We start from the raw sequence: 12,991 nt of genomic DNA, 5'->3' as shown, positions 1-12,991 counted from the left end.
CTCCTTAAACAGCGCGCCGTCAGGCAACGGCCATGTTGGTGTATCGGCTTTTGTTTTTTTGGCTGTAGGTGCATTCGCAAATTGAGTTCAGACCATGCCAGCGCATTTCTCTGAGTTTTTTACTGGCTGACGTCAAAAGCAGCACAGCGTTGCCGATAAAAATCCTCAGCAAGCGGCATAAATATCCGTTCAATATTTTGATCGCTCGCGTGCATAATTCTTGCCTGCCAATCAGCGCGGCCCTGACCAGGCCCGTATTTACTGATCTGCAAGCAGGTATCGGCGCTAGCCGTGCACAACCCCCAGGCAACACATAAGCACAGGAGTGCGCCGATTTAAGTCCTGTATTACGACGCTCTCAAAGGAAAAACCCATGCTTAACCGTCTCTCTATCCAGTGGAAAATCACGCTGCTCGCCGGCCTCTGTTTGCTGGTAATTGTCACGCTGTTGGTTGGTACCTCGCTGTACCAATCGAAAAGCACCGCCAATGTGGTTAAGGCATCCAGCACCAGCATGCTGGAAGAGGCGGCGCAAAAACGCATGGCAGCGCGCGGCGAAACCCAGTCGCTGCGCATTCAGCGCTATTTCATGGACGCTTACGGCTACGGCGCTGGCTTCACCCGCCAAGTGAAAATGCTTCTGGCCCAGGCAAAAAACCACACCCTGGACCCCGGCGCCGTGCGCAGCGATTTATCCGAACAGATGCACACCGCCCTGCAAGGCAATCCCAACCTGTTAGGCCTGTATGTGGTGTTTTTGCCCAACGGCCTGGATGGTCAGGATGCGCAGTTCGTTGGCCAGGATGCGCTGGGCAGCAACGATACCGGCCGCTTTGCGCAGTACTGGTCACAATCGTCTAGTGGCGCGCTGGAATCGGAAGCCATGAAGGAAGAGTTACTCAACGACACCAGCATGATGAGCAACGGCACGCCTTACAACTCCTGGCTCACCTGCCCAATCGAGGGCAAAAAGACCTGCGTGCTCGACCCCTATATCGATGAAGTCGACAAAGTAAAAACCCTGATGACCAGCATCGCCTTCCCCGTGGAAGTGGATGGCAACGTGGTTGGCGTAGTCGGCGTGGATATCAGCCTGAGCAGCCTGCAAGAAATCAGCAACAAGGCCAACAAAGAGCTGTACGACGGCCAAGGCCACGTCAGCATTATCAGCCCGCTGGGCCTGTTCGCCGGGCATAGCCGCGACGCCACGCTATTGGGTAAACCGCTAAGCGCAGGCTTTGGCGAACACGGCAACGAGCTCACCCGCCTGACCGCCAGCGCCCAATCGCAGGTGATGCACGAAGGCGACATGCTGCAAGTGCTGGAGCCCCTGCAACCGATCCCCGAATCAAAACCTTGGAGCGTGCTGATTGAAGTACCGCAAAAGGTACTTACCGTTCCGGCGAAAAAACTCGAAGCCGAACTCGACAGCCGCCGCACCAGCGACAGCGCCTTGGCCTTGGTCGGCGGCCTGGTGGCGGTAATCCTGGGCCTGCTGCTGATGTGGTTGACCGCCCGTGGCGTGACCCGGCCGATTCTTGGCGTGGCAGCCATGCTGCAGAACATCGCCAGCGGTGAAGGCGATCTGACCCGTCGCCTCGACTACGCCAAGCGCGACGAACTCGGCGAACTGGCCGGCTGGTTCAACCGCTTTCTCGACAAGCTGCAACCGATCATTAGCGACGTAAAAAACTCGGTGCAGGACGCCCGCGGCACCGCCGACCAATCCTCCGCCATTGCCCGCCAGACCAGCTCCGGCATGCAGCAGCAATTTCGCGAAGTGGATCAGGTAGCCACTGCCTTTCAGGAAATGAGCGCCACCGCCCAGGACGTCGCCCATAACGCCGCCCAGGCCGCCGATGCCGCGCGCAGTGCCGACGACGCCACCCGCGAAGGCCTCGGTGTAATCGACAAAACCACCAGCGCCATCGAACTGTTGGCCAACGAAATGAACGTGGCCATGGAAGAAGTTGAAGGCCTGGCCAGCAGCAGCCAGCAGATTGGCTCGGTGCTGGAAGTGATCCGCTCGATTGCCGAACAGACCAACCTGCTGGCCCTCAATGCCGCCATTGAAGCGGCGCGTGCAGGCGAAGCCGGCCGTGGCTTCGCCGTGGTAGCGGACGAAGTGCGTAACCTGGCCAAACGTACGCAAGACTCGGTGGAAGAAATTCGCCACGTGATCGAAGGCCTGCAAAACGGCACCCGCGAAGTGGTCAGCAGCATGGGCAGCAGCCACCGCCAGGCGCAGGCCAGCGTGCAGCAAGTGGAATTGGCCGTTAGCGCGTTGCAACGCATCAGCAATGCCGTCGGCGTGATCACCGATATGAACCTGCAAATCGCCAGCGCTGCCGAAGAACAAAGCTCGGTTGCCGAAGAGATCAACCGCAACGTCGCCTCGATTCGCGACGTAACTGAATCGATTTCGGCCCAGGCCGATGAATCGGCGCAAGTCAGTCAAACGCTAAACCGCTTGGCCAACCACCAGCAGGCATTGATGGATCAGTTCAAGGTTTGATCACCGCACCCGCGGGCTCTGCGTAGGGTGTGCTGCGCGCACCACGTGATCATGGCGTGTTCGCCGCAGTGCGCTCACCCTACGGGCCTGCCCTCTTGCCGTGAAGGAAAGCGCCCGCTAGCCTGCGTCGAGTTTTTTACCTCGCCAAGGATTAGCAGATGCTCAACTACGCCATCGTCGCCGGCTCCAGCCGTAACAACAGCCAGTCGGCCAAGGTCGCCCATTTTCTTCAGCAGCGTTTGATCGAGTTAAACCTGACCTCAGCTGCCAACAGCCACGTCATCGACCTGGGCACCGGCCCGCTGCCGCTATGGCCCGCTGAAGACACCGGCCCATGGGCGCAATACGCCGAGCAGTTGAAAGCCGCCGATGCGGTTATCGTGGTGGTGCCGGAGTGGAACGGCATGGCTTGCCCGGCGATCAAGAACTTCTTTATCTACACCAGCAAAGCTGAGCTGGCGCACAAGCCGGGGCTATTGGTGGGCGTTTCGGCGGCCGTGGGTGGCCCGTATGTGATCAGCGAAATGCGTGCTTCCAGCTACAAAAATTGCCGGGTTAACTACCTGCCGGAACACATCCTGGTGCGTCACTGCAACGGCGTGCTGAACGGCGCAGAAGCCGCCAGCGAAGACGACCAACGTCTGCGTGCGCGGATCGATTACACGCTGGATATTTTGGCCAAGTACGCCGAGGCGTTGAAGCCGGTGCGTGAGCTGATCGACATGAGCAATCCGGGGTTTGCCAACGGCATGTAAGCTGCCCATCGCACAAACTCCCGTCGTTCCCGCGCAGGCGGGAACCCAGAATGTTGGCTAGTGCGATCTATCGAGTACGACGCTGAGTTCTGGATTCCCGCCTACGCGGGAATGACGGAGGTTAGGGATTTGGCAATTTAATGCTGACCCGCAGCCCACCCAGCGGACTATCCAGCATCTCAATCTGCCCACCCCAGGCATCGACAATATCGCGCACGATGCCCAAGCCCAGGCCATGGCCTTGCACCTGTTCGTCTAACCGCGTGCCCCGCTCCAATACTTCTTCGCGACGAACCTCGTCGATACCCGGCCCGTCATCGTCCACCCACAGCACAAACCCCGCGCCCTCTTGTTGAATGCTTAGGCGCACCTGTGTGTCCGCCCATTTGCAGGCGTTGTCCAGCAGGTTGCCGAGCATTTCCAGCAGGTCTTCGCGGTCCCAGGGCAAGCGTAAACCGGGCGCTGCCTGCCAGGTCAGTTCCAGCCCGCGGTTATGAATCATGCCCAGGGTACTAAACAGCCCAAGCAACTCTTCATCACAGGAAAACTGCGCACCCGGCAGCGCTTCACCGGCCAAGCGCGCCCGGCCAAGTTCACGGCTCAGGCGTTGTTCAATCTGTTGCAGTTGTTCACGCAAGGTGGCTTGCAGCTGTGGATGGGCTTTGAGTTCATCGCGCTCGGCCAGGCTGACCAACACTGCCAACGGCGTTTTTAACGCATGGCCGAGGTTGCCCAAGGCATTGCGCGAGCGCAGCAGATGTTCTTCGGTATGGGCCAACAAGTGGTTGATTTGGGTAACCAGGGGCTCGAGCTCCAACGGCACTTCCTTATCCAGCGAGCTGCGTTTGCCTTGTTGCAGTTGCTGCAGCTGCACACGCACGCGCTCCAACGGACGCAAGGAGTTGCGCACGGTCAGGCGTTGCAGCAGCAGGATCAACAACAGCGCGCCGCCACCAAGGCCCAGGCCAACGTATTGCACCTGGCGAAAGCTGGTGAGAATCGGGCTGTAGTCTTGCGCCACGGTAATCGACATTTGCTGGCCATAGCGGCGGTAGTCGGCGCGAAAAGCCAGTAACTGCTGGTCATTGGGGCCAACGGCCAACTCGCTTTGCAGACCTGGCTGGGTGGCCGGGGTCATTTCCCAATCCCACAGCGAGCGGGAGCGCCATGGCGCAGGTGTGCCACTGGCAAAATCGATGCGGAAATAGCGCCCGGAAAACGGTCGGTCGTAAGCGGCTTGCAGGCGTTGTTCATTCAGCTGCAAACCGTTGGGGCCACGCACGGTGGCGACTAACAAGGTCTCGGCGTGATGACGTAAACCCGCTTCCAGGTAACGGCGCAGGGCCAGGTCCAACAACCACAAACTGGTCTGCGCCAGCACCAAGCCGACAATCAGCAACACACTCACCAGGCCGAGGCTAAGCCGACGCTGGATCGATCTCATACGCCCAGCCCTATAAAGCGATAACCCTGGCCACGGCGGGTTTCAATTACCTCGCGGCCAAGCTTGCGGCGCAGGTGGTTGACGTGCACTTCCAGCACATTGGAATCGCGCTCGGTTTCGCCGTCGTAGAGGTGTTCGGCCAAGTGGCTTTTCGATAACAGTTGCTGCGGATGCAACATGAAATAGCGCAGCAGGCGGAATTCAGCGGCGGTCAGTTGGATCTCTTCGCCGCCCTTACTCACGCACTGGCGCGCCTCGTCCAACTGCAAGCCGGCGGCGTCGAGATGGGGCTGATTGGCCAAACCCTTGGAGCGCCGCAGCAGGGCCTGAATGCGCAGTTGCAGTTCCTCAGGGTGAAACGGCTTGCTCATATAGTCATCGGCGCCGGCTTTCAGCCCGTCGATACGCTCGGCCCAGGAGCCACGAGCGGTGAGGATCAACACCGGGGTAGCGAGGCCGCCGGAACGCCATTCACGCAACACCTCAAGCCCCGGTTTGCCGGGCAAACCGAGGTCAAGAATGATCAAGTCGTAAGGTTCACTCGCGCCTTGGTGCACGGCGTCACGGCCGTCGGCCAGCCAGTCCACGGCATAGCCTTGGGCACCCAGGCTGGCGAGCAATTCATCGGCCAGCGGCACATGGTCTTCGACCAGCAACAAGCGCATCAGTCGTCTTCCTTGTCCTTGAGAATGCGGCCATCGCGCACATCGATTTCCAACTCGCGAACCACGCCATCGGTGGTCAGCAATTCAATTTCATAGACCAATACGTCGTCCTCTTCTTCCAGCTCAGCCTCTAACAACTTCGCCCCGGGGTAACGCGCCAGGGCGGGATGCAGCAGCTGTTCCAACGGCGGAATGCGACCTTCCTGCCGCAGGCGCAACACCTCGTCCTGATCCAGGTCGCGGGCGCTTACGCTAAAGCTCAGCGTAAGCACCGCCAGGACCAGGGCGACGATGCCGCTATAACGCATCAGCCATTTACTGATGGGCGTGCTCATTACTTATCTTGGTGGTCTTTAAGGATCTGGCCATTGGTAGCGTCCAGCTCCAGATCCCACTCCAGGCCTGCTGGGTCGCGCAGCTCAACCTGGTAGACATAGCGGCCGTATTCTTCTTCCAACTCGGTTTCTTTCACGGTCGCGCCGGGGTGTTTGGCAATGGCCGCGGCGTTGAGTTTCTCAAACGATTGAATGGTGCCAGCATCGCGCAGTTTCAGCGCTTCATCGGGGCCCAGGTCACGGGCTTGGGCCAAGCCAGCGGTAGCAGTCAGAGCAGCGATAGCGAACAGGGCAGTAATGTTTTTCATGGTGTCGTTCCTTCTTCTCAGTGATCAGTTAATTGCTTTCGACGGGGATCACCTTATCGCCCGCCGCTTAACTGAAGCTGAATTGCCGTCCGCATGCCGTGCTGTGCGCACCAATCGATACCCAGAGGTGCGCCTTGGTGCGCGCAGCACACCCTACGAGATCACTGAGGCTGCGAGGCGATGGCCTTGGCCAGCGCTGCTTGCAGGGCTGGATCATCCGGTTTGGTCAGGCTGGAGAAACTGGCTACGACCTTGCCCTGGCGGTCGACCACGTATTTGTAGAAGTTCCAACGCGGCGCGCTGGCTTGCTCGGCGAGGTCTTTAAATAGCGGAATAGCCTGCTCGCCGGTGACGTGCTGCGGCTCGACCATGGTGAAGGTCACGCCGTAATTGACGTAGCAAACCTTGGCGGTTTCGGCGAGGTCGGCGTCTTCTTGGTTGAAGTCATCGGAGGGCACACCGAGCACTTCCAGGCCTTGGTCTTTGTGGCTTTTGTACAGTGCTTCGAGGCCTTTGAATTGCGGCGCGAAGCCGCAGTGGCTGGCGGTATTGACCACCAGCAGCGGCTTGCCGGCGAAGTGTTCGCAGAGGTTGATCTGTTCTTTGTTTTTGTCGCGCAGCTTGGGCAATTCGCCCTGTAGCAGTGGCGGACAGTCGGCGGCCATCAGCGGCAGCGAAAACAGGGAAAGCACAACGGCAGGCAAGAGGATGCGACGCAGGTTCATGGTGGAAGTGCTCGGTGACCAGAAGACAGTTCAGCCACGCTACCCGTCATCCCCTATGCCGTCAAAGGCAACTGCCCAGGCCCAGTTGCAGCAGCGCCAACCCGCCGCGCTGCCAGCCCCACCACACCAACGCCAGCAGCACGCTAGCTGCCGCGAGGCTTAACGCCCACGTGAGCGAACGGCTCATGCCGGGCTCATCCGCAAGCGCTCCACTGGCTGTTCGCGCACGGGCCAATTAAGGGCGGCGGCAATCAGGCTAAGGGCAATGGAGATTTGCCAGACCAAGTCATAGCTGCCCGTGCGGTCGTACAAGTAGCCGCCCATCCAGCCGCCCAAAAACGCGCCCAGTTGGTGGAACAAGAACACAATGCCGCCCAGCATCGACAGATTGCGCACGCCAAACAACGTGGCCACGGTGCCGTTGGTAAGTGGCACAGTGGAAAGCCAGAAAATGCCCATCAACACGCCAAACGTGTAGGCGGTAAATAGCGTTACCGGCACGCTGATAAACCACACCAGCACCACCGCCCGGGCCAGATAAAGACCCACCAACAACCGCGGTTTGGACATGCGCCCACCCAGCCAACCGGCGAAGTACGTACCGAAAATATTAAACAGCCCCACCAGCGCCAACACCGTGGTGCCCACCATCGCCGGCAAGTGTTGGTCCACCAGGTAGGCCGGCAAATGCACGCCAATAAATACCACCTGAAAACCGCAAACAAAAAAGCCCAGCGATAGCAGCCAGAAGCCTTTATGCGCTGCTGCCTCACGCAGGGCCGCGCCCAGGGTTTGTTCGTGGCCGAGCACCGGCAGGGGTTTGTCTTTAAGCATCGCCACCAGCGGCACAATCAACGCCGCCAGGGCGCCAAGGGCGATCAACGCCACCGACCAGCCAAGCCAACTGATCAACCCCAAGGTGCCGGGCAACATGGCGAACTGGCCGAAGGAACCGGCCGCCGCGGCAATCCCCATGGCCATGCTGCGTTTTTCCGCCGGCACTGCCCGGCCGACTACGCCCAGCACCACCGAGAACGTGGTGCCCGACAAGCCCAAACCAATCAGCAAACCGGCGCTTAATGACAGCGACCACAACGAATCCGCCGAGGCCATCAGCACCAGGCCGACCGCGTACAAAATGCCGCCGACTATCATCACCCGTGCGGCGCCAAAACGGTCCGCCAGGGCGCCGGCAAATGGCTGCGACAGACCCCAGAGCAAATTCTGCAAGGCGATGGCAAAGGCAAACGTCTCACGCCCCCAACCAAACGCCGCGCTCATCGGCGGCAGAAACAGGCCAAAGCCATGGCGAATGCCCATTGATAGCGCGAGGATCAACGCCGCCCCCACGAGCACCCACTTACTTGCACGCCACGCTGTCATCGCCCTGCTCCGCTTAACTGCTTTAATCGATGGTTTCCAGGTCGTCCAGCAACAGCCAGAGCGCCTCACGTTTTTCTGCGCCCAAGCGCAGCGCCAACTGTGCCTGCGCCTGTTCCCAAGCCTCGGCGGCGCGCTCGAACCGCGCTGCGCCTACAGCCGTCAGTTGTACCAAACGGCTGCGCATATCACTGCCCTCGCCGACGGTTACCAAACCTTCACCTTGCAACACCTTGAGGTTGCGCCCCAGGGTGCTACGGTCCAGGCCCATGGCCTCGGCCAAGGTAGAAATGCTCGGCTGCTGGAGCCGCTGCAAATGGCTTAGCAAGGAATACTGGGCGACGTTAAGCCCGAGCTCGCGTAGGGCGTCGTCGTAAACACGAGTCACGCTACGGGCGGCCCTGCGAAGTTTCGTACAAAGGCAATGGGTAGTTAGCATGGATGCGTGTATATACCCGCATCAGCTTGAACGTCAATTAAAAACTTGCTTGCGTGTACCGCCGCACGTGCACAATCCGCCGTCGCGCGCGCAACTGAACGGGCGCACAGTAACCCGGTCGAACGGCTCAACCCGGCAAACGAGTAGTACGGAGATTGAAACAATGGCGCGCCAGGTAATCGGATGGCTTCTGCTGTTAGGTGTGCTGCATGGGCAAGCCGTTGCCGCCAACCCGCAACTGGCCCAGCTCGGCTCGGGCACGGAACGTTATCCGTTTGTGCTGTACGCCAACGCCCCGCTTGATAGCCAAACACTGCCGGTAACCCGCGCGGTCATTCTGCTGCACGGTATCAAACGCAACGGCGGCGACTATTTCGAAAGTGGCGGCCCTCTACTCGCCAATGCCGGCCTCGACCCTGCCAGCACCTTGCTGGTAGCCCCGCAATTTCTCACCGACGCCGACGCCAGCAGCTACCCCGGCGTACCGCGCTGGGCACCCGGGCAATGGCTGCACGGCAGCCCCTCGTTTAGCGGCGTATCGGCCTTTCAGGTGCTCGATGACCTCCTCGCTTACCTCGGCGACCGCCAGCGCTTCCCTGCGTTGAAGGAAATCGTACTGGTCGGCCATTCCGCCGGCGGGCAATTGGTACAGCGCTACGCCATCTTTACCCCGACCGACAGTGTGCTAGCGGCTCGTGGTGTTCATCTGCGTTATGGCGTGGCCAGCCCATCGTCGTACCTGTATTTCGACCAGCAGCGTTGGCATAACCAGCAGTTGCAGACGCAGGCGCAGCCCGAGTGCCCAGGCTATAACCGCTACCGCTACGGCCTGGAAAAACTGCCGGCCTACGCCAGCCAGCAAAAACTCAACGCTAAGCAATTATTCCGCCGCTACGCCAAACGCGATGTGGTGTATCTGGTCGGCAGCAAAGACAACAACCCGGAGTCGCGGGTCATGGACCAATCCTGCTCCGCACACCTGCAAGGCCCCAATCGCCAGCAGCGGCAAGTGCAGTACGTGCAGTACGAACAGCAGTTGGCTAAGCAGTGGAGCACACCCATCAATCATCCGCAGGTGCAAGTCGACGGTATCGGGCATGACTCCGCCGCGCTGTTTGCCGATCCGCTTACCGCTAAGGCTCTGCTGCCGTAGGCAACTCTGGTGCGCACACCAAGGCGTCCGCCTAAGCAGCTGCCGCTCTGCCCATGCGCAGCCCCCAACTACGCTGCATGCCCGCCACCGCCAGCAGAATCATGCTGACACCCAGCCATTGCAGGGTATTAAGTTGGTGATCAAAGGCCAGCCAGTCGACGAAAATCGCGGCAATCGGGTAGATAAAGGACAAGGCGCCAGTTAGCGCCGTGGGCAGTTTTTGGATGGCGCTGTAGAGCAGCACATACATCACGCCGGTATGCACCATGCCCAGGGTCAGCAAGCTGCCCCACGCGACAGTCTGATTGGGCAGCGGGCTGCTGTAGAGCCAGGGCGCAAGTATCACTACGCCGGTGCAGACTTGAACAAGAGCAATCAGATGCGGCGGCGTACCGGTCAGGCGTTTAATGATCAGCGCCGCGATGGCGTAGAGGAATGCTGCGCCGCAGGCCAAGGCGATGCCGAGCAAATAATCCTCGCCACTAGCGCCGCCCGCACCATGGGCGCTGACGATCGCCAACATGCCGAGAAAGGCCACGGTCAGCCATGAAAGCTTCAGCAGCGTAATACGCTCACCGAGAAACATTGCCGCCAGCCCCACCAACATAAACGGCTGAACGTTGTACACCGCCGTGGCGATGGCGATGGAGGCCCGCGAGTACGCGGCAAACAGCAGGAGCCAATTACCGACAATGGCCACGCCGCTCACTACTGCTAAGGCGAAGGTCAGCCGTGTCAGCACGCCACGGCGTAAAAAGCCCATGGCGGCGCAGATCACCAGCAAGGTGCCGGCGCCGATCAGGCAACGCCAGAACACCACCTGCAAAACCGGCTGGCCAGACACCAGCACAAACCAGCCGATGGTGCCGGAGATCAGCATGGCGGCGACCATTTCCAGCATGCCGCGTTGTTGTGTGTTGTGCATTGCTTGCGCCCCACCGAGTCGTTTAATCAGTGGCCACAGTATGGCGAGCGTAGGTGCGGCGGCTCCATGGCATAAACAAGGCTAGAATCGCCGAGCGCCTTTTTTATCAAGGCCATTCTGGCAAACCACCCTACTTAGCAAGATCGCCACCATGACCGACAAAATCGACCAGCAATTGATCACTGCCTTGATGGAAGACTCGCGCCGCTCGCTTAAAGCCCTGGCGCAGATTACCGGCCTGAGTTCGCCCAGCGTGGCCGAGCGCCTGCGCCGTTTGGAAGAGCGTGGCGTGCTGACTGGTTACACCGTGGATATCGACGCCAAAGCCTTTGGCTACCAACTGCAAGCCATCGTGCGTATTCGGCCATTGCCGGGGCAATTACAGGAAGTGGAGCGGCAGATTCAGGCCATTGGCGAATTCACCGAATGCGACAAGGTGACCGGCGAAGACTGCTTTATCGCGCGCCTACATGTGCGCTCCATGGAGCAGCTCGATACCCTGCTCGACCGCCTTAACCACTACGCCGAAACCAACACCGCAATCGTCAAGAAAACCCCGGTAAAACGGCGGTTACCGCCAATGGCGTGAGGGCACACAATCAGTTTGGCGTAGCGGGCTTCAATGCCTGGGCATAAACCCTGGCGGCTTGCTGGCTAACCACGCGACAAAGGTTTGCAGACGTTCGTCGTTAAGTAACAGCTCGCGACTGTGGTAGCTCAGGGCCAGTTCTTTTTCGCTGAATAAACGATGGATTTGGTTGTGACAGGCGCGGCACACCCACAGCGTGGCGGTGATGCGTTGGCTTTTGCCGAATTGCTTTTGGATGTAGGGCTTGTTGTGCAGCGCTTTGGGGATCAGGTGGTGGCGGGTCAGCGGCACCGGGCGCTGGCATAGTTCGCACAGCTGCGGTTGCGGCGGAAGGCGGATCGGTTCAGGCATTTAGCGCTTGCGGCAGAGGGTCAGGCCGTCGCCTATCGGCAGCAGCGACAGGTCAACACGCTGATCGGTTTTCAGGCGTCGGTTAAGGGTTTGGATGGCGCGGGTATCGGCGCTGTCTGGCGTCTGTTCCAGTACGCGGCCGCTCCATAGGGTGTTGTCGAACAGAATCACCCCGCCCTTGCGCACCAGCGCCAGCGCGTGCTCGAGGTAGACCGGGTAGTTGGCTTTGTCGGCGTCGATAAAAATCAGGTCAAAACTTTCGCCGCGCCCTTCGCGCTCCAGTTGCCCCAAGGTTTCCAAAGCAGGAGCCAGGCGCAGTTCGATGCGCTCTTGCAGTTCAGCTTGAAACCAGTAGCGCCGGGCGATCTGGTTGTAGTCACCGGGTAGGTCACAGCACAGCAAGTGGCCGTCTTCCGGCAATGCGCTGGCCATACACAAGGCGCTGTAGCCGGTAAAGGTGCCGATCTCCAGCAGGCGTTTGGCGCCGGTGAGTGTTACCAACAGGGCGAGAAACTGACCCTGCTCCGGTGCCACTTGCCAGCGCGCCATCGGCAGGGCTTGAGTTTCTTCGCGCAGGCGCTGGAGTAACGGGGATTCACGCAGGGATACATCAAGCAGATAGCTGTACAGCGCGTCATCCAGAGCGAGGGTACGAGCGGTCATGCAGTCCATCCTGGGCAGGGGTCACAAAGGGTCAAGCGAACCGCGGTTATTGCCGGTTGGTCACGGGGTACGTGCCAGCCGATCGGGATTAAGCACGCGCTTGGCGTCGAGGTAACTCTTTAGCCAGTACGTGGCATTCAGGCTATCCAGGCGCACCGTGCCGCCACTGGACGGCGCATGCACAAAGCGCCCTTCTCCCACATAGATGCCCGCGTGGCTAACTTTGCCGCCGCCGGCGGTAGCGAAGAACACCAAATCGCCAGCCTGCAAGGCTTCGCGCTTAACGCTCGGCGCACGCATGCTGACCAACTCGCGTGTGGAACGCGGCAGCGCGATGCCGGCGGCATCGCGGTACACGTAACCAATCAGGCCGCTGCAATCAAAGCCGCTATCCGGGGTATTGCCGCCGTAGCGATATGGCGTGCCAACCAGACCCAGGGCGCGAAATAACACGTCACCTGCAGCATCGCTCTGTTCGGCGCTGGGCGGGGCATAGACGATGGGTTTTGCTGGAGGTGGTGAGCTGGCGCAGGCAGAAAGCAGCGCAGCGAGTAACACAAGGATGACACGGGCCGGAGCGGGCATAGGCGAGACGGCTCAGAGGTGGTTCGGCGTACTCTGCCCTTGAGAGGCGCGTGGCGCAAGGGTTGGTTGCTGTCGGAGCGATTTGCGTGGGCGTGATGTTGGGCTTCGCTGCGCTCACCGAACGCGGACCGACCAACCTACAGGACCGTAGGTTGGGTC

General features: G+C 60.0%; 16 protein-coding genes. 4 read left to right on the top strand and 12 right to left on the bottom strand.

Annotated elements, in window-relative coordinates:
* The first annotated feature begins 373 nt into the window (after nucleotides 1-373).
* Both AAAB16_RS03860 and AAAB16_RS03855 read left to right on the top strand, forming a co-directional pair.
* On the top strand, nucleotides 374-2,515 hold the full coding sequence (locus AAAB16_RS03860) for a methyl-accepting chemotaxis protein (RefSeq protein ID WP_340662156.1): 2,142 nt from the start codon (nucleotides 374-376) through the stop codon (nucleotides 2,513-2,515).
* Nucleotides 2,516-2,673: 158 nt separating this feature from the next.
* Complete coding sequence (locus tag AAAB16_RS03855) at nucleotides 2,674-3,270, top strand: NAD(P)H-dependent oxidoreductase (RefSeq protein WP_340662155.1); 597 nt, start codon at nucleotides 2,674-2,676, stop codon at nucleotides 3,268-3,270.
* 121 nt (nucleotides 3,271-3,391) lie between these two features.
* Here AAAB16_RS03855 and AAAB16_RS03850 read toward each other — a convergent pair whose 3' ends face one another.
* The 8 genes from AAAB16_RS03850 to AAAB16_RS03815 form a co-directional block, all read right to left on the bottom strand.
* On the bottom strand, nucleotides 3,392-4,714 hold the full coding sequence (locus AAAB16_RS03850; protein ID WP_340662154.1) for a sensor histidine kinase: 1,323 nt from the start codon (nucleotides 4,712-4,714) through the stop codon (nucleotides 3,392-3,394).
* A complete protein-coding gene (locus AAAB16_RS03845) occupies nucleotides 4,711-5,379 on the bottom strand; it encodes a response regulator transcription factor (protein WP_340662153.1) in 669 nt (222 codons plus the stop codon). Before AAAB16_RS03845 ends, AAAB16_RS03850 begins: the two co-directional genes overlap by 4 nt.
* Nucleotides 5,379-5,714: a PepSY domain-containing protein gene (locus tag AAAB16_RS03840; RefSeq protein ID WP_340662152.1), complete on the bottom strand. Its 336-nt coding sequence runs from the start codon at nucleotides 5,712-5,714 to the stop codon at nucleotides 5,379-5,381. Before AAAB16_RS03840 ends, AAAB16_RS03845 begins: the two co-directional genes overlap by 1 nt.
* A complete protein-coding gene (locus AAAB16_RS03835; RefSeq protein WP_340662151.1) occupies nucleotides 5,714-6,022 on the bottom strand; it encodes a PepSY domain-containing protein in 309 nt (102 codons plus the stop codon). Before AAAB16_RS03835 ends, AAAB16_RS03840 begins: the two co-directional genes overlap by 1 nt.
* A 161-nt stretch (nucleotides 6,023-6,183) precedes the next feature.
* Nucleotides 6,184-6,747: a glutathione peroxidase gene (locus AAAB16_RS03830; protein WP_340662150.1), complete on the bottom strand. Its 564-nt coding sequence runs from the start codon at nucleotides 6,745-6,747 to the stop codon at nucleotides 6,184-6,186.
* 61 nt (nucleotides 6,748-6,808) lie between these two features.
* Entirely contained in the window at nucleotides 6,809-6,934 is a 126-nt protein-coding gene (locus tag AAAB16_RS03825) for a hypothetical protein (RefSeq protein WP_340662149.1), read from the bottom strand.
* Nucleotides 6,931-8,130 (bottom strand): MFS transporter, encoded by a 1,200-nt coding sequence (locus AAAB16_RS03820; protein ID WP_340662148.1) that lies wholly within the window; start codon nucleotides 8,128-8,130, stop codon nucleotides 6,931-6,933. Before AAAB16_RS03820 ends, AAAB16_RS03825 begins: the two co-directional genes overlap by 4 nt.
* A gap of 22 nt (nucleotides 8,131-8,152) precedes the next feature.
* The gene (locus tag AAAB16_RS03815) at nucleotides 8,153-8,566 is read right to left on the bottom strand and encodes a MarR family transcriptional regulator (RefSeq protein WP_340662147.1); all 414 of its coding nucleotides are present in this window, start codon (nucleotides 8,564-8,566) and stop codon (nucleotides 8,153-8,155) included.
* A gap of 163 nt (nucleotides 8,567-8,729) precedes the next feature.
* Here AAAB16_RS03815 and AAAB16_RS03810 point away from each other — a divergent pair, with 163 nt between their 5' ends.
* Nucleotides 8,730-9,719, top strand: a complete 990-nt coding sequence (locus tag AAAB16_RS03810; protein ID WP_340662146.1) for an alpha/beta fold hydrolase — start codon at nucleotides 8,730-8,732, stop codon at nucleotides 9,717-9,719.
* 31 nt (nucleotides 9,720-9,750) lie between these two features.
* Here AAAB16_RS03810 and AAAB16_RS03805 read toward each other — a convergent pair whose 3' ends face one another.
* Entirely contained in the window at nucleotides 9,751-10,644 is an 894-nt protein-coding gene (locus AAAB16_RS03805) for a DMT family transporter (RefSeq protein ID WP_340662145.1), read from the bottom strand.
* Nucleotides 10,645-10,795: 151 nt separating this feature from the next.
* Here AAAB16_RS03805 and AAAB16_RS03800 point away from each other — a divergent pair, with 151 nt between their 5' ends.
* Nucleotides 10,796-11,233: an Lrp/AsnC family transcriptional regulator gene (locus AAAB16_RS03800; RefSeq protein WP_340662144.1), complete on the top strand. Its 438-nt coding sequence runs from the start codon at nucleotides 10,796-10,798 to the stop codon at nucleotides 11,231-11,233.
* A 30-nt stretch (nucleotides 11,234-11,263) separates the two neighbouring features.
* Here AAAB16_RS03800 and AAAB16_RS03795 read toward each other — a convergent pair whose 3' ends face one another.
* From AAAB16_RS03795 to AAAB16_RS03785, 3 genes are read right to left on the bottom strand one after another with little or no spacing between them, the layout of a single operon-like run.
* A complete protein-coding gene (locus tag AAAB16_RS03795) occupies nucleotides 11,264-11,584 on the bottom strand; it encodes a hypothetical protein (protein WP_340662143.1) in 321 nt (106 codons plus the stop codon).
* Nucleotides 11,585-12,247, bottom strand: coding sequence for a class I SAM-dependent methyltransferase (locus tag AAAB16_RS03790; RefSeq protein WP_340662142.1), 663 nt, complete (start codon nucleotides 12,245-12,247; stop codon nucleotides 11,585-11,587).
* A 60-nt stretch (nucleotides 12,248-12,307) separates the two neighbouring features.
* Nucleotides 12,308-12,832, bottom strand: coding sequence for a C40 family peptidase (locus tag AAAB16_RS03785; RefSeq protein WP_340662141.1), 525 nt, complete (start codon nucleotides 12,830-12,832; stop codon nucleotides 12,308-12,310).
* Nucleotides 12,833-12,991 lie beyond the last annotated feature (159 nt).

The sequence above is a fragment of the Pseudomonas sp. genome (assembly GCF_037994325.1).
Taxonomy (GTDB): domain Bacteria; phylum Pseudomonadota; class Gammaproteobacteria; order Pseudomonadales; family Pseudomonadaceae; genus Aquipseudomonas.
This window is presented reverse-complemented; position numbering and strand designations above follow the sequence as displayed.